Source organism: Mesorhizobium loti (assembly GCA_014189435.1).
GTDB classification, from domain to species: domain Bacteria; phylum Pseudomonadota; class Alphaproteobacteria; order Rhizobiales; family Rhizobiaceae; genus Mesorhizobium; species Mesorhizobium loti_G.
This window is the reverse complement of sequence record CP050293.1, coordinates 6,806,544-6,822,238: the sequence shown is the minus strand read 5'-3', so window position 1 is coordinate 6,822,238 and position 15,695 is coordinate 6,806,544. Positions and strand designations below refer to the sequence as shown.

14 protein-coding genes and 1 pseudogene are annotated in these 15,695 nt (G+C 62.6%); 8 read left to right on the top strand and 7 right to left on the bottom strand.

Annotated elements, in window-relative coordinates; all coding sequences use genetic code 11:
* Window positions 1-94: 94 nt before the first annotated feature.
* A complete protein-coding gene (mtgA, locus tag HB777_32770; protein QND68257.1) occupies window positions 95-856 on the bottom strand; it encodes a monofunctional biosynthetic peptidoglycan transglycosylase in 762 nt (253 codons plus the stop codon).
* Between the two features lie 222 nt (window positions 857-1,078).
* On the opposite strand from mtgA, the gene HB777_32765 reads away from it, so the two are divergent.
* The 6 genes and pseudogenes from HB777_32765 (at window position 1,079) to HB777_32740 (ending at window position 9,281) form a co-directional block, all read left to right on the top strand.
* Complete coding sequence (locus HB777_32765) at window positions 1,079-1,996, top strand: polyprenyl synthetase family protein (GenBank protein QND68256.1); 918 nt, start codon at window positions 1,079-1,081, stop codon at window positions 1,994-1,996.
* 469 nt (window positions 1,997-2,465) lie between these two features.
* Entirely contained in the window at window positions 2,466-4,334 is a 1,869-nt protein-coding gene (locus tag HB777_32760; protein QND68255.1) for a S8 family serine peptidase, read from the top strand.
* 10 nt (window positions 4,335-4,344) lie between these two features.
* Entirely contained in the window at window positions 4,345-5,520 is a 1,176-nt protein-coding gene (locus HB777_32755; protein QND68254.1) for a hypothetical protein, read from the top strand.
* Between the two features lie 88 nt (window positions 5,521-5,608).
* Window positions 5,609-5,756: pseudogene (locus HB777_32750) on the top strand (polyprenyl synthetase family protein).
* 225 nt (window positions 5,757-5,981) lie between these two features.
* Window positions 5,982-6,788: a class I SAM-dependent methyltransferase gene (locus tag HB777_32745; protein ID QND68253.1), complete on the top strand. Its 807-nt coding sequence runs from the start codon at window positions 5,982-5,984 to the stop codon at window positions 6,786-6,788.
* A 153-nt stretch (window positions 6,789-6,941) separates the two neighbouring features.
* Window positions 6,942-9,281, top strand: coding sequence for a response regulator (locus HB777_32740; protein ID QND68252.1), 2,340 nt, complete (start codon window positions 6,942-6,944; stop codon window positions 9,279-9,281).
* An 18-nt stretch (window positions 9,282-9,299) separates the two neighbouring features.
* Here the strand turns inward: HB777_32740 and HB777_32735 are convergent, their stop codons facing one another.
* From HB777_32735 to HB777_32715, 5 genes are all read right to left on the bottom strand, one after another.
* Window positions 9,300-10,052 (bottom strand): Stf0 sulfotransferase, encoded by a 753-nt coding sequence (locus tag HB777_32735; protein QND68986.1) that lies wholly within the window; start codon window positions 10,050-10,052, stop codon window positions 9,300-9,302.
* A 45-nt stretch (window positions 10,053-10,097) separates the two neighbouring features.
* Window positions 10,098-10,664 carry a chloramphenicol phosphotransferase gene (locus HB777_32730; protein QND68251.1) on the bottom strand — a complete coding sequence of 189 codons (567 nt, stop codon included), beginning with the start codon at window positions 10,662-10,664 and terminating at the stop codon, window positions 10,098-10,100.
* Between the two features lie 47 nt (window positions 10,665-10,711).
* The gene (locus tag HB777_32725; GenBank protein QND68250.1) at window positions 10,712-11,566 is read right to left on the bottom strand and encodes a lytic transglycosylase domain-containing protein; all 855 of its coding nucleotides are present in this window, start codon (window positions 11,564-11,566) and stop codon (window positions 10,712-10,714) included.
* A gap of 5 nt (window positions 11,567-11,571) precedes the next feature.
* On the bottom strand, window positions 11,572-12,822 hold the full coding sequence (gene ispG, locus HB777_32720; protein QND68249.1) for a flavodoxin-dependent (E)-4-hydroxy-3-methylbut-2-enyl-diphosphate synthase: 1,251 nt from the start codon (window positions 12,820-12,822) through the stop codon (window positions 11,572-11,574).
* 334 nt (window positions 12,823-13,156) lie between these two features.
* Window positions 13,157-13,336, bottom strand: a complete 180-nt coding sequence (locus HB777_32715) for a YdcH family protein (protein QND68248.1) — start codon at window positions 13,334-13,336, stop codon at window positions 13,157-13,159.
* Between the two features lie 241 nt (window positions 13,337-13,577).
* On the opposite strand from HB777_32715, the gene HB777_32710 reads away from it, so the two are divergent.
* Complete coding sequence (locus tag HB777_32710; protein ID QND68247.1) at window positions 13,578-13,781, top strand: DUF465 domain-containing protein; 204 nt, start codon at window positions 13,578-13,580, stop codon at window positions 13,779-13,781.
* A gap of 125 nt (window positions 13,782-13,906) precedes the next feature.
* Here HB777_32710 and HB777_32705 read toward each other — a convergent pair whose 3' ends face one another.
* Window positions 13,907-14,695 (bottom strand): IclR family transcriptional regulator, encoded by a 789-nt coding sequence (locus tag HB777_32705; protein ID QND68246.1) that lies wholly within the window; start codon window positions 14,693-14,695, stop codon window positions 13,907-13,909.
* A 121-nt stretch (window positions 14,696-14,816) separates the two neighbouring features.
* Here HB777_32705 and HB777_32700 point away from each other — a divergent pair, with 121 nt between their 5' ends.
* Window positions 14,817-15,689 carry a transporter substrate-binding domain-containing protein gene (locus tag HB777_32700; GenBank protein ID QND68245.1) on the top strand — a complete coding sequence of 291 codons (873 nt, stop codon included), beginning with the start codon at window positions 14,817-14,819 and terminating at the stop codon, window positions 15,687-15,689.
* Window positions 15,690-15,695: the final 6 nt, after the last annotated feature.

The following is a 15,695-nucleotide window of genomic DNA, read 5'->3' as shown; positions in this document are numbered from 1 at the left end:
AGGGCCGTGTCGGGGCCGGAATCTGAGAAAGTCGGGTGCCTATACACGCCCTGTGCCGTTTTGGCCAGCACTGGCGCGAATTTTTTTGAGTCGGCTAGCGGAGACAACCGACATAGGCGCCCGAGCGGCCGGCACGCCGCTCGATAAGGTTGGCGAGTCTTCTCAGGCCCGGACCGGGCTTGGCCGGATTGCGGGCGATCGGATTTGGCAAGGAGACGGCAAGCAGCGCGGCCTGCCGTCGCGACAGCTGTTTTGCCGAAACGCCGAAATGGTGCTGTGCCGCGGCCTCGATACCGTAGATGCCCGGCCCCCACTCGGCGATGTTGAGATAGATTTCCATGATGCGCCGTTTCGACATCACCGCATCGAAATAGACGGCCAGCGGCAATTCGACCACCTTGCGCACCGAGCCCAGCGGCCGTGACCAGAGAAACAGGTTCTTGACCGTCTGCATGGTGATGGTCGAGGCGCCGCGCGTCGCTTCGCCGGCCAGCGCGTCGTCGACGACGCCCCGCAGCTCGCCGAGATCGACACCACGATGGAAGCAGAATTGCCCGTCCTCCGACATGATGACGGAATTGGCCAGCACCGGCGCGACATCGTCGATCGACACCCAGCGGCGCTCATAGCCGGAGAACGTCGCCAGGTCCTTCAGCATCAGCGTCGAGACCGGATGCACGAAGGATGGCAAATAGAGGAACGTCAGTACGACCGGAATCAAAGCCAGCACCGCGGACACGACGATGCCGCGCCGGACCCAGCGCTTGAGACCGCGGCGGTTTACGCCCCGCGATCTCGTCGCCATGTCCAGCTTTTCGGTTTCATGATCGACGATCGGTTCCGCCAAGCCGCCCAACCCGTACCAGGGAGCTCGTTTTGAAACTCGCTCCTGTGAGTCATATGACGGTGTTTTCGAGAACCGGAGCGGCGCGTACATGAGAGTACGTGAGCACCGGAAGCGCAGAAAACGCCTTCAGATGACCGCAGGAGTAGAGTTTCCAAACGGGCTCTTACTGCTCCGGCATAATGGCGCTTGCCTTCTTGCGCAACGTCTGAGTGTCGGCTACCGGTCCCGGCCATGACGAATGACGACGAAATGGCGTTCGAAATGGCGCTCATCAGACGGGCAGCCGCCGTCGAGGTGCTGCTGCGGCGATTGCTCGACGACCGCGCGCTTTCGGGCGAGATCGCTCGGCCCGACCGTTTGATGGCCGCGATGCGGCATGGCGTCCTGAACGGCGGCAAGCGCCTGCGTCCCTTCCTGGTCATGGAAAGTGCGGCGCTTTTTTCCGCCGACGGCGAGGCGGCACTGCGCGTCGCCGCAGCGCTTGAATGCGTGCATTGCTATTCGCTGATCCACGACGACCTGCCCGCCATGGACGACGACGACCTGCGCCGTGGCCAGCCGACCGTGCACAAGGCCTTCGACGAGGCGACTGCCATCCTGGCAGGCGACGCCTTGCTGACGCTGGCCTTCGACATCATCGCCAGCGAGGCGACCACCCTGCCGGCGGAGCGGCGGGCAGCCCTGGTGCTGGCGCTTGCCCGCGCGGCCGGGGCGGGCGGCATGGTCGGCGGCCAGAAGCTCGACCTCGAAGCCGAACAGGCGCCACCGGACGAGGCCGGCATCATCCGGCTGCAGGCGATGAAGACCGGCGCGCTGATCCGCTTTGCCTGCGAGGCCGGCGCCCTCATCGCCGGCGCTGCCGCCGAGGATCGCGAGCGGCTGGCCGAATTCGGCTCCGCGATCGGCCTTGCCTTCCAGCTTGCCGACGACCTGCTCGACCTGACCGCCGATGCCAGCCAGATGGGCAAGGCGACCGGCAAGGACGCTGCCGCCGGCAAGGCGACGCTGGTCGCTCTGCATGGCGCCAATTGGGCGCGCAGCCAGTTGCACGGCCTCGTCGACCAGGCGCATGCGCTGCTTGAGCCCTATGGCGACGACGCCCAATTGCTGAAGGAAGCGGCGACATTCGTGGCGGCGCGTAACAGCTGAGGTTGGGGCCAACCAACGGCGCCACTTCGATCGGGGTGCCAATTTTCGCCTGTTTTGCACCCAAACATTTTCGCGGCCGACTGATCCCGGCTATGCGCCTGCCGGGCCGCCTCGCATCAGCCGCCTCGCATCAATGGGATCTGCAATTCTTGCACAGATGATCCGCATCCCTACACCCGCGCTCGAGGTTTTGCAGCCGCCGACAGCGCCCTCATCAATGTATCGCACGCCAGATAGTGAAAGACGGTCCATGGCACCAACATCAGGCAGATGCTGGAGTAGATATCCGGACGCGTCTTGAGGATGCAGGAAATTGCGCCGCTCGAGGAAATATTTCTGTCACCTGTACAAGGCACGTACCGAGCTCATTTTGATTCGCGCGGCTGAAATCAAAATGACAATTGAGTGTGACAGGCAATGTAGCTAGATTTGCACTCGACTGGGGTTTGCGCAAAGGTCTGTGGGTACAATGGCTACTCTTGCCTTTTCAACTGTCGACGACATCCTCTTGTCCGGGCGAGCGGGCCGGCGCCAGTTGAACGAGACCGCTATACAACTCGATGTCTGGAGAGCCTACGCGGCCGACCCCGGCGCGCCGGTCGACCTTTTGCTGACGCCGATGGACAGTATCGAGGCATCGATGATCGCGAGGCATCTCCTTACGACGCTCGCCGAGCGCTCGACCGCGGCCTATCCGGGCGAGGACGATGGGCGCTGGCGCCCGGCACGTCGCATCGCACCGCTCGAAGGCGTCGTCGCGGTCAGGCTGACGTTCATGGATTTCCTGACCACGGTCGTGCCCTGCACCGGGCTCGACATCCACCAGGCCGTGCGCCAACTGAAGGATATATCGGGGTTGCCCCTGGCTCTGTCGGAGCTTGATACACTGCCGGGGCCCGGGTCTCGCGCCTCCCCCGTCCAGACGGTGACGTTTGCCCAATTGGACGACCTCAAGAAGAGAACCCTCGGGAGGCTCGCCCCCGACCTGCGAACTGCCTTGCTGGTCTTGCTCATTCTGGCGCCGGAGCCGACGACATCTCGCGGCGCCCGATCACGAACTGCTCTCAACCTCGACGCCTTGCTCGATGATCTGACGCGTCGTGTGGAGCCCATGATCTACCGGATCTCCCGCAATCGCGATGTTCACCCCATGATGGCTGCGTCGGTGGACACCATCAAGGCCGATGCGGCGCGCCGTGTGTTCGATATCAACTGTCGAGGCGTGACCTGGGCCGTGATCGATTCCGGCATCGACGGCGCACACCCCGCATTCATCGACCATGCTGCCGGCGATCTCTCCATCCGCGTCAAGAAGGCTTATGATTTCGCCGAACTCCGCTCGCTCGTCGCCTATGATGCAATGATACTGCCGCAACACCGCGACTACCTCACCGGAATCATGGTGAACAAGCTCGGCCTGCCGCAGGCAGTGGCGAGCGCGGCGGTGCAACGGCTGTGGGAGGCCGCGGATAATGGACGTCCCTACGACTGGGAAGTCCTGTCTCGGTTGCTCTTGACGAGTCCCGATCGTCTTCCGACCCCGCGCCAGGGCGACCGTCCCATCGGTCACGGTACGCATGTGGCGGGGGTCCTCGCGGCCGATTGGCGCAACGGCGACGACGTCTTCTTCCAGGGCGTCTGCCCGGACCTCATGTTGTACGACCTGAGGGTTATTGCGGAAACGATCGAAGACACCGAATTCGCCGTCATTGGCGCGCTGGAGTTCGTGCGCTGGCTGAACACCCGCAACCGCTACATGACGATCCACGGCGTAAACCTGTCGATCGGGCTGGTGCACGACAAGGCCAACTATGCCTGCGGCCGGACGCCGGTGTGCCTGGCGTGCGAAGCCACAGTCAACAGCGGTGTCGTCGTCGTGGCCGCCGCCGGCAACTGGGGCACGCAGAAGTTCGTGCTCGATGGTGGCGACATTTACGACGGCTATGCCGACGCATCCATCGCCGACCCCGGCAACGCCGAATCGGTGATCACGGTGGGCTCGACGCATCGCGACCGTCCGCACGAATATGGGGTCAGCTTTTTCTCATCGCGCGGCCCTACCGGTGATGGTCGCTTGAAGCCCGACGTGGTGGCCCCCGGCGAGCGCATCGACGGGCCATTGCCCGATCTGGGCTATGGCAGACTGGATGGCACAAGCATGTCGGCGCCGCACGTCTCGGGGGTGGCGGCCTTGCTGATGGCCCGCAACGCGGAGTTGATCGGCAAGCCGCGCGACGTGAAGGCGGTGATTGTCGGCAGCGCCACCGACCTGAAACGTGAGCGGCACTTCCAGGGCGCCGGGCTGGTCGATGCCCTGCGTGCACTGCAAACCCCGTAGGAGGCATAGAGTGGCATTTCACATCGAGGCACTACCCGCCAAATACGGTGACTGCCTTTTCCTGACATTTGGCAATGGCAACGATCGCCCTACCCGCATCCTCGTCGATGGTGGTCCGCCCGGCGTGTTCAACGCATCGCTCAAGGTCAGGCTGAAAAAGGAGCAGCAGGCCTTCCCGGACGAGGTTCCACTAAAGCTCGACATTGTCATGGTCAGCCACATCGACCAGGACCATATCAACGGCATCATCCAGCTTCTCGAGGCCATGCGCGACGCGGATGAACGCAACATCCCCAGGCCTTACAAGCCGATATGGCTGCTGCACAATGGCTTTGACGCCATCCTGGGCGAAGGGGAGGGAACCGCAGCACGCGATGTGGGTGGTCCAGCCTCGCTTGCCAGTTTCGGCGGGCCCGGACCATTCGCACTGGCAACGGAGCCGGATCCTGTGGCCGCGGCTGTGCTGCAGAGCTACCCCGAAGCGCTGAAGCTGGGGTCGCTTGCCTCGTTCCTGCAAGTGACACGGAACCCGCCCGACCAGTCCCTCCTCACCGGCGATCGCCCGCCTATGTCCGTCGGCGACGCGACCCTGCGCATCCTTGGCCCGCTCGTTGAGCAGGTCGAGGAGTTCCGCAAAGAGTGGCGAGAGAAGCTCGATCCCACCGGCGCTGGCCCCGCAGCGCTCGCGGAATACCTCGACACTTCAATCCCGAACCTTGCCAGCATCGTCGCTTTGCTCGAATACAACGGCACCACGATGCTGCTGACAGGCGATGCGAGAGGCGATCTGATCGTCAAGGCGTGCGACAATGCCGGCCTGATCAGGAACGGCAAGCTGAAAATCGACGTGCTGAAAGTGCCTCATCATGGCTCGGACCGCGACCTTGAGACGAGCTTCTTCCAGATTATCGAGGCCAAGCACTATATCATTTCGGCCAACGGCAATTTCGGTAACCCCGACCGTGCCTCGCTTGAGATGCTGGAACAGGGCACCGGCAACCGCAAGATCAAGGTCTACCTGACCGTGGCGGCGCAGGACTGCGACATCCAGCACGAGGCCTGGCGCCGCAACCAGAAAGTCAAGTTCGATCCCGCGATCCACTCGATCACGCCGATCATCCAACGCTGGCAACAAGGCAACCGCATCACGGTTTCGGACGGAACACCGATAAAGATCGATTTCTAGGCACAACATCCACGAACGGGATTTCATATAGCGCAATCCCGACCATTAAAATGATGCGCACGTGTTGGGATTGCGCGGCTAGGGCGTCGCCGCCAGTAAGGCAACACTGGTCGCGCCGCATGAAGCAAATTGGGCACGGCCTCGTTGACCAGGCGCATGCACTGCTCGAGCCTTATGGTGACGACGCCCAATTGCTGAAAGAAGCGGCGACATTCGTGGCGGCGCGTAACAGCTGAGATTGGCCAACCAACGGCGCCCAGCGCGTCACGAGCATTTCCGGGCGCAATGGCGATCGGCAAAACTGCTCGTATTCTTTGTCCATGGGTCGGTCAGAGCCCGCTCGCCCTCCGCCGGCCAATTCAGAAATAGAACTTGAGCGGAAGCCTGCCGAAGCAGAGGATCGATCCGACTTTGCCATCCACACGGCAACCACGCGGTGCGGACAGAGTTGGAGGGATGCCATGTCGACCACCGACAAGCTGTTCAGCGGTTCCATTCCCGAGGTCTACGACCGGGCGATGGTGCCGCTGATCTTCGAGCCATATGCGCGGGATCTGGCGGAGCGGGTGTCGAGGCTCGGGCCGCAATCAGTGCTCGAAGTGGCGGCGGGCACCGGCGTGGTGACACGGGCGCTCGCAGCGAGGCTGCCGGCGCAGACACGCATCGTGGCCACCGACCTTAACCAGCCCATGCTTGATCACGCGCGCACCCGGATGGCGGACGATCCTCGGATCATCTGGCGGCAGGCCGATGCTCAGGCGCTGCCCTTCGAGGACGCACAGTTTGATGCCGTGGTCTGCCAGTTTGGCGCGATGTTCTTCCCCGATCGAGTGGCCGCCTACGGGCAAGCTCGGCGGGTGATGCGGCCGGGCGGGCATTTCCTGTTCAACGTCTGGAGTGCCATCGAAGAGAACGAGTTCGCCGAGGAAGTGACACGGGCGCTCGGCCATCTCTTTCCCACCGATCCGCCGCGCTTCATGGCGAGGACGCCGCACGGCTATCACAATGCGGACACCATCCGCGCCGACCTGCATGCCGCCGGCTTCCACGACGTCGCCATCGAGCCTCTGGATGCCGTGAGCGCAGCTCCGTCGCCGCATGATGCGGCCGCGGCCTATTGCCAGGGCACACCGCTGCGTGCCGAGATCGAGGCGCGCGGCGGCTCGCTGGAGGAGGCGACGCGATACGTGGCGAATGCCATGGGGAAACGGTTCGGGGAAGGCCCGGTGAGTGGCCGCATCCGCGCCCTCGTCGTGGTGGCGGCCTGAATCCGTTCAGACGCGACACGCTGTTGCGAAGGGGGCGTTCAAAAGCTGTCATCCATCCGGCGGTTCGCGTGGTTCGTCTATCCACACGAAATTTTAATGTAAATGAAGCGTAATCCCGACCATTAAAATGGTGCGTATGTGTTGGGGTTGCGCATGCCGGAATATTCGTCCTTCATCCAGTCAGTCCGGATTCGCTATATTTCAGGGTTGCTGATCTTCGCGCTGGCTTCCGCAGGCATCGTGATTGCGCTCGATCGTGTCAATTCCTTTCGCCGTGACATCGATGCGCTGAGCAGCAACCTCGTGGTCTTCACCCGCGATCTGCGCAACGCGACCAGCTTTGCCGAGACGACCGGCACAGCCTGGCGGGCGGAGACACGCGATGCGCTGACCACATCGGCGCGCGGCCATTCGGAGCGCCTGACCGGCGAGATCGAGACGCTGACCGCCCAGCTTGCGGCGATCAAGCCGCGGCTGTCGACCAAGACCGTCAACGAGCTCCAATCCGCTTCCGTCAACGGCGACCTGTTCTGGTCGCCGCGCGACATGGTGCGCAACTTCAACCTGATGTCGATGGCGCAGAAGGTCGACGAGTGGAGCTATCGCGAAATCCGCAACCAGAACGACCTGTTCGCCCAGCCAATGCTGGTCCGCGTCCGCACCGCCATGGACGATGAGCGCCACCTGGCCGACGCCTCCAGCGACAGGCTGCTGCTGTGGGCGAGCGGCATCCTGTTCGCGGCGCTTGCCATCGTCGCCTTCTGGATCTTTCGCCCGATGGAAGTGGCGATCCGCCGCGCCTTTGCCGAATCCGCCGAATCCCTGTTCAAGGCCGAGGCCGCCGACCGCGCCAAGTCGGAATTCCTGGCCAATATGAGCCACGAAATCCGCACGCCGATGAACGGCGTGCTCGGCATGGCCGAACTGCTGGCCAAGACCGATTTGACGGCGCGCCAGAAGACCTTCACCGACGTCATCGTCAAATCCGGCAACGCGCTGCTCACCATCATCAACGACATCCTCGATTTCTCGAAGATCAATGCCGGCCAGCTCACCCTCGACCCCGCTCCCTTCCGTCTCTCCGAGGCAGTCGAGGATGTGGCGACGCTGGTCTCGGCGCGCGTCGCCGAAAAGAACCTCGAACTGATCGTGCGGGTCGACCCGCGCCTGCCGGCCCATGTCGTCGGCGACGCCGGGCGGTTCCGGCAGATCATCACCAACCTGCTCGGCAACGCGGTGAAGTTCACCGAAAAGGGTCATGTGCTGATCGATGTCGGCGGCGAGATCGTCAACGACGTGGTCCAGCTCAAGGTGCGCGTCGAGGACACCGGCATCGGCATACCGGCCGAGAAACTGCAGAACGTGTTCGAAAAATTCGCGCAGGTCGATGGCTCATCGACCCGCCGCCATGAGGGCACAGGACTGGGCCTCGCCATCGCCGCCCGCCTCGTCGACCTGATGGCAGGCAAGATCGGCGTCGAAAGCGAGATCGGTCGCGGCTCGGTATTCTGGTTCGCGGTGCCGCTGCCCGCGCATCAGGCCGCGGCGCGCGACGAGATCGTGCCGGTCGACGTCACCGGCGCGCGCGTGCTGGTCATCGACGACAATCCGGTCAACCGAGAAATCCTGCTCGAGCAGCTCAGGAGCTGGAGCTTCGATTGCGCCGCCGCCGAAAGCGGCGCCGTCGGGCTGGCCTTCCTCGACCGCGCCTTTCAGCTCGGCGCCGCTGTCGACTGCATCATCCTCGACTACCAGATGCCGGGCATGAATGGCGCCGACGTCGCCAGAGCCATTGCTTCCGACAGCCGCCTGTCGGCCATCCCAATCGTTATCCTGACCTCGGTCGACCAGGTCGATTTCGGCAAGATGATCATCGATTTCGGCATTGCCGCGCACCTGACCAAGCCGGCGCGCTCCGCGGTCCTGCTCGGCACCGTCATCTCGGTCGTGCAGAAGGCCCGTTCGCAGGTCGGCAAGGCGCAGTTCGTCCGCGAACCGATCGTGCAGGCTGCCCCGGCAGCACCGCCCGCCTTTACCGTCATCCGCGGCCCGGCGATGCCGGCCGCGATAGTGCCGGAATCGGCAACGACGCCGAACGGACCGATCGACATCCTTATTGCCGAGGACAATGACGTCAACCAGCTGGTGTTCGGCCAGATCCTCAATGGGTTGGGCTTGAGCTACCGCATCGCCGGCAACGGCCGCACCGCGGTCGAGATGTACCGGGCGCTTCGCCCCAAGCTGATCCTGATGGACGTCTCGATGCCGGAAATGAACGGCTATGAAGCGACCCGCGCGATCCGGGCCATGGAGACCTCGACGGGCACGCACATACCGATCATCGGCGTCACCGCGCACGCTCTGAAGGGCGATCGCGACAAGTGCATCGAGGCCGGCATGGACGACTACCTGCCGAAGCCCGTTTCGCCCGACCGCCTCGGCACCAAGATAGGCACCTGGCTCAGCGAGACGGTGGTGGCGAAGACGGCGTAGCCTGCATCCAGGGATGCGTCAGACGACTGCGTCCAGACAATAGCGGCGCATCCAGTCGAGGCTCGTCTCGTCGGAGAGCTTTGCAACGCCGGGGCTAACATCCTCGGCGTCAGGGGTTCGGACCCCCAGGGCTTCGCAGATGCCTAGCAATGTCGCAGCCGGGTTCACGGCAAGGCGCTCATAGCCGACCCGCAGAGGGGAAATGCCTTGCTCCTCGAACCAGATGTTCCAGGCCGCATCATAGGTCTCGAGTTCCGTGACCTCACGTCTGATCCGCTCGAAATCATATTGGGGCTCTTTCGGCGGGGCCACCCTTTCGATCTCGGTGCCGTCAGGAGCGATATGCCAAAGACCGGTCTGCTCGGCTTTGATCAGGGAGACAGCCTGCGCAAGCTTGTCCTCCCGGGAGAGGTGTATGTAGAGAATGCGGCCAAAGGCCTTTTCAAGACGCGCTCTGTCGGATGAAAGCCCTGGGAAAATCTGGTCGAGGATTGCCGAAAGCTCATCCAGATTTTCGCGCATCAAACGAAGGCCGAAGATGCCGGTCCCACCCTTGCCCGCCGCGATCGCCGCGTTGAGATAGGCGACATTGAATTCGCGCTCACTCATCGTGCCGCGATCAGGCACCTTCCACTCTTCGGCCCACTCCGACACATCCTGCCGCCGATAGAATGAGTGCGGATCGCCAGCCGTCTTCGTGGATGCCAGAAGCTTGCACAGCAGCGTGCTTCCGGTCCTCGGCGTGCCGCAGATAATGTATCCATCGAACATGTTACGGCCCATGCTGCTCGTCAAAGGCAGGGCTGTCGCCCCTAGTCAAGATGGCCGCCCCAATAGCTGAAATCTTTGCTGAATGCGACGGGCACATTCCAGCGGCGTGAGGACGCTGGTGTCGACTTCGAGGTCGTAATCTACATTCGCGTGCACGCGCTCATATTGCCAGCGCGCCAGTCCCGGCATGCGGTCGCCGCGCCGAGCTTCCCGCGCTTCCAGGACTTCCAGCGGTGCCATGATGCCGACCAGATGGAGATCGAAAGCCGACAGCAGTTCGAGATAGTCTGATATTTCGCCGTTGCAGAGCACGTCGTCGACGATGAGATTGTTGCCCTGCCCGGCCATGGCGGCGATGGCGTGGCGCATGCCACGCAGGGTTCGCGCGCCAACCGGCCCGGTCCTGATCACCACCGAAGGCTTGCCGTCCCGTTGGATGGTTTCATAGGAAAAACCATCCGTATGGTCCTGCAAGGCGTCGGGCAGCATCGCGATGAAAGTGTCCATCTGCACATGCAGGAAGGGCTCGGCGGTTATTGTCTGCAGGACCCTGGCGATCGAAGACTTGCCCGCACTGCCGACGCCATTGAGCAAAATGATCCTGGCTTTCATCTTCAGACGCCTCTCTCAGGCAGAACATCATGCCGGCAGGGGTCAAATTACCGGTTGCGCACCACCACGCATGCCCCACCGACACTTTGCAATTTCTGGCAGATGACGTTGGCATCGGCGCGCCGGTCGACACCGATCCTGACTGCGTAGATACCGCGCCGGCCGATCGGCGTGCGCACCCGGCTGACCACCGGATCATGCCCGTTGAGCAGGGCCGGGAACCGGCTCCTTACCCTGACCCACTGGCTGATCGCGGCACTGCGGCGAAAATTGCCGGCCACCTGGATGCCCCACGGCTTAATGTTGATCGAGGCCATCGCCACGGTCCGCGACATGATCACCGGCAGCCTGCGGCAGGCGACGGTAAAATCCGTCTTTGCATCGAGCGGCTCGATCTTTCCGGCATAGGCCCGGTCGGTAAACTTGTCGGCCGGCTCGCCCATGATGTCGAAGACATAGCTTTCGGTTTCCATCGGCAGGAAGCCGCCGGAGCTGAGCCAGCGCGACACCCGGCTCTCGCCGGCATTGTAGGCGGCCGCCGCCAGGCCGAGATTGCCGTAGCCGGTTTTCATTTCAGCGAGATATCTAGCCGAGGCCGGGATCGCCTGGTCGATGTCGAAGGAATTGGCCAGTCCGCGCATCTTGGCGGTGCCCGGCATGAACTGGGCGATGCCTTCGGCGCCGACCGGACTGATGGCGTTGGGATCGAAACGGCTTTCCTTCCAGATCAGCCGGGCGAAGAAATCCCGGGGCAGGCCATTCTGATCGGCATGGGCCTGGATCAGGGTGCAGACCCTGTCGATCAGCCGCTGTTTGGCGGATTGCGGCGGATCCGCCTGGGCCAGCGTCGACCAGACCAGCCCACACAGTAGGATCAGCGTCGCCCAGAGGAAACGCTGCATCTGATCTACTCGGCCGCGGCTTTGCCGCGACCAAACCGTTGCTCGATATAGTCTGCGACCATTTTCTCGAAATCCGCCGCGATCGACGGCCCGCGCAGCGTCGCCGCCTTCTTGCCGTCGACGAAGACAGGCGCGGTCGGCGTCTCGCCGGTGCCAGGCAGCGAAATGCCGATGTCGGCATGCTTGGACTCGCCCGGGCCGTTGACGATGCAACCCATCACCGCCACCTTGAGGTTCTCGACGCCGGGATATTTGTCGCGCCACACCGGCATGTTCTTGCGCAGATCCGCCTGGATGTTCTGGGCCAGTTCCTGGAACACGGTCGAGGTCGTGCGGCCGCAGCCGGGGCAAGCGGCAACGATCGGCACGAACTGCCTGAAGCCCATGGTCTGCAGCAATTCCTGCGACACCTGCACCTCACGCGTGCGGTCGCCATTCGGCTCCGGCGTTAGCGAGATGCGGATGGTGTCGCCGATGCCTTGCTGCAGCAGGATGCCCATGGCGGCCGACGAAGCGACGATGCCTTTCGAACCCATGCCGGCCTCGGTGAGGCCGAGATGCAGCGCATGGTTGGAACGGGTGGCGAGTTCGGTATAGACGGCGATCAGGTCCTGCACGCCGCTGACCTTGGCTGACAGGATGATTTTCTCGCGGCCAAGGCCGATCTCTTCCGCCATCTCGGCCGACAGGATCGCCGACTGCACGATCGCCTCGCGCGTCACCTCTTGCGCGGTCAGCGGAAAACCCTTGTCCTGGTTGTCGTCCATCAACCGGGTCAAAAGCTCCTGGTCGAGCGAGCCCCAGTTGACGCCGATGCGCACCGGCTTGTCGTGTTTGATCGCCATCTCGACGATCGCGGCGAACTGCCGGTCCTTCTTGTCCTTGAAGCCGACATTGCCGGGGTTGATGCGATATTTGGCCAGCGCCTCGGCACAGGCCGGATGATCGGCCAAAAGCTTGTGGCCGATATAGTGGAAATCGCCGACCAGCGGCACGTTGATGCCAAGCCGCTGAAGCCGCTCATGAATGCGCGGCACGGCGGCAGCACTCTCGTCGCGATCGACGGTGATGCGCACGATCTCCGAGCCGGCACGGTGGAGTGCTGCAACCTGCGCCACGGTCTGGTCGATATCGGCCGTGTCGGTGTTGGTCATCGACTGCACGACAACGGGTGCGCCGCCGCCGACGACCACGCCGCCGACATCGACGCCGACCGAGGTGCGGCGGGGAAAAGGAGAGGAAAAATATCCGGTCATGCCGGCAGCCTTTTGTCTCTGGAGCCTCGTGCGTCCACTTGGACGCACGAACGCTTCCCGGGGCCGATGCGCTAAAGTCCGGGCATGAGGTGGAGGAGCAAAGATGGCTTGTCAATGGCGACAGGTCGCCACTGGCTGGAATCGACCCGCCGCCAGGGGCCAGAAACAATCGATGATCTGGCGAAAGCTGGCGACGGCCGAAGCGGAAATTGAGCCAGGTGGCAGTCCAGCCTCGGCCGATAGCCCAGTGCTGGAAATCAAAACCCACCGCACCGGCGGCGGGTACCGCCGGGAAAAGAGGCCGCGGATCGTAAGCGGCTAGGTCAGCAGAGCGTCAATGCGTGGTCGGATGTGCCCTCAGTTTTTCAATCGCATCCTTGAGTGCCAGCTTGCGTCGCTTGAGATTCACGATTTCGAGGTCGTCGACCGATGGATGGTTCATCGCGTCATCGATTTCACGTTCGATGTCGCCGTGTTTCCGCTGCAACTCATCAAGATGGGAAGCAAGAGACATGATTGGTTCTCCCTTTCATGGTTTCCTCGATTGCAACCGTCACGGCGCGTCCACCGCAGGTTCGCTTTCTGTGACGGCACGGTGACAGTGTGCCACCTTCCGGCAACGATGTCGAATGATCCGTGGTAGCATTCCACGACAATGTGAAATGTGATATGGGCTGCGCGCCGGTTGCAAAATCCCGCCGGCCCCGCCCAATCAGGCCCATTCTTGGGCGCCGCAGACGTGCAGACGGTAGATAATGTCCGATCAGGAACAGGCTGATATCCGCCTCGAATATTCCCGGCTGAAGCAGGAGCACGCCGATTTCGATGCGGCCATCAACGCGATGATCGCCATGGCCTGCGATCCGCTGCAGATCCAGCGCATGAAGAAGAAAAAGCTGTTCCTCAAGGACCGGCTGATGGCGCTGGAAGACAAGATCATTCCCGACATCATTGCCTGAGGCAGCATTCACTCGTTGGCGCGCTTAGAGCATGATCCCGAAAAGTGGGAACCGGTTTTCGGAAAAGATCATGCTCCAACAAAGAAATAGATCAGGATGACGATTCAATCAAACGTCATCCTGATCTAGGCCGCGATCGAAAGCTTCGCGGCGCGGTTGCGCAGCAGGCCGATGAGTTCGCCGGTCCGCTCCTCGGACGTATCGATGGGGACCACCAGGCACATCGTCGCCTCGACCTTGCCGGGGGCTGAAAACACCGGCGCGGCAAGGCATTTCGTATAAGCATCGACAAGGCCCGAGGTGACGCAATAGCCGGTGACCTGCGCTTTTGCGATGTCGGCGACGAAATCGTCGAGCCGCAGTTTGCGCCCGTCGGGCAGCACAAGATCGTCGTCCGACACCATGCCTTCGATCTCAACCCTCTCCAGCCCCGCCAGAAGCAGCCGCCCCGAGGCCGTCCAGGGCAGCGGTATCTGCAGGCCGGTGGCGGAGCTGATGCGGAACGGCCTGGTGCCGGGACTCGCGTGGACGATCGTGTAACGGCCGCTTTGCAGCATGCACAGTTCTGAGGTCTCGCCGGTCTCGCGTGACAGATTGTCGACCTCCTGGCGCCCCCGCCTCAACAGGTCGTTGCCGCGCACATAGTCCATTCCATAGAGATAGAGCTTCTTGCCGAAATAGACGCGATTGCCGTCGCCTTCCATTTCCAGCAGTCCCGCATCGACCAGCGACCGCACCAGCGTGTAGGTCGTCGAGCGGGGCGCGTTCACGCCCTTGGCAAGGTCGCCAATGCCGATCGCCCGCTGGGTCGTGTGAAGAAACTCCAGAATCTCGAGCACCCGATTGAGCCCCTTTTCACGGGAGCCCGAAATCTTCTCGCCGGCTGAAACTGCCGAGGCATTGCCATCTTGCATTGTCGATTCCTGGTGTTAGTATCTGTCTCGTATAGGATACATGCGTCTCTTGTAAGAGACAAAATCACCGACGCGTGTCTTGCCTGTGCACAAGGGGAACACAACACGAAAGGAGGTCGCCGTGAACGACACATCCGGAAGACGTGATTTTCTGAAATTGGGAATGGCAGGGCTGGCCACGGCTGGCGTGCTGGCAACCGTCGATGCCCAGAAGGCCGCTGCCCAGGCAGCACCCGACAGCTTGCTGCGCACCGTGCTCGATCGCGGCAAGCTGATCGTCGGCACCGGCAGCACCAACGCACCCTGGCACTTCGAGAACGATGCCGGCGAACTCGTCGGCATGGACATCACCATGGGGCGCATTCTCGCCAAGGGCCTTTTCGACGATCCGACCAAGGTCGAATTCGTCATGCAGGATCCGGCTCAGCGCATTCCCAACGTGACCACCAACAAGGTCGACATCACCATCCAGTTCATGACGATGAGCGCCCAGCGCTCGCAGCTGGTCAATTTTTCCCGGCCTTACTATGTCGAGGGCGTCGCCCTGCTGAGCCTTCCGACCGCCGAGAACAAGACCTTCGACAAGCTGCTTGCCGGCGGCGCGGCGACACGCATCTCCATCCTGCAGAATGTCGATGCCGAGGCGCAGGTGCATTCGGTCCTGCCCCAGTGCCAGGTCATGCAGATCGATACCCAGGCCAACGTCCTGCAGGCGCTGGAATCGAAACGCGTCGATGCCGCTGCCGTCGATCTGTCCACGGTGCGCTGGCTTGCCTCGCGCAATCCGGACAAATATTTCGACGCCGGCAAGAGCTGGCTGAGCATGCTTTATGGCGCAGCACTGCGGCAAGGTGACCTCGACTGGCTGACCTTCGTCAACGCGACCTTCACCATCGCCATGTTCGGCCACGAAAACGCACTCTACGATGCCGCCTTCAAGGACTATTTCGGACAGGAGCCGCCGGCGCGCCATCCCGGCTTCCCAGCCATCTGACCTGCA

What these genes read in the sequence shown, in the direction of transcription:
- ispG (QND68249.1), bottom strand. Translation starts at nt 12,822, where the DNA reads ATGACCGGATATTTTTCCTCTCCTTTTCCCCGCCGCACCTCGGTCGGC.
- HB777_32760 (QND68255.1), top strand. Translation starts at nt 2,466, where the DNA reads ATGGCTACTCTTGCCTTTTCAACTGTCGACGACATCCTCTTGTCCGGG.
- HB777_32710 (QND68247.1), top strand. Translation starts at nt 13,578, where the DNA reads ATGTCCGATCAGGAACAGGCTGATATCCGCCTCGAATATTCCCGGCTG.
- HB777_32745 (QND68253.1), top strand. Translation starts at nt 5,982, where the DNA reads ATGTCGACCACCGACAAGCTGTTCAGCGGTTCCATTCCCGAGGTCTAC.
- HB777_32725 (QND68250.1), bottom strand. Translation starts at nt 11,566, where the DNA reads ATGCAGCGTTTCCTCTGGGCGACGCTGATCCTACTGTGTGGGCTGGTC.
- HB777_32730 (QND68251.1), bottom strand. Translation starts at nt 10,664, where the DNA reads ATGAAAGCCAGGATCATTTTGCTCAATGGCGTCGGCAGTGCGGGCAAG.
- HB777_32735 (QND68986.1), bottom strand. Translation starts at nt 10,052, where the DNA reads ATGTTCGATGGATACATTATCTGCGGCACGCCGAGGACCGGAAGCACG.
- HB777_32740 (QND68252.1), top strand. Translation starts at nt 6,942, where the DNA reads ATGCCGGAATATTCGTCCTTCATCCAGTCAGTCCGGATTCGCTATATT.
- HB777_32715 (QND68248.1), bottom strand. Translation starts at nt 13,336, where the DNA reads ATGTCTCTTGCTTCCCATCTTGATGAGTTGCAGCGGAAACACGGCGAC.
- HB777_32765 (QND68256.1), top strand. Translation starts at nt 1,079, where the DNA reads ATGACGAATGACGACGAAATGGCGTTCGAAATGGCGCTCATCAGACGG.
- HB777_32705 (QND68246.1), bottom strand. Translation starts at nt 14,695, where the DNA reads ATGCAAGATGGCAATGCCTCGGCAGTTTCAGCCGGCGAGAAGATTTCG.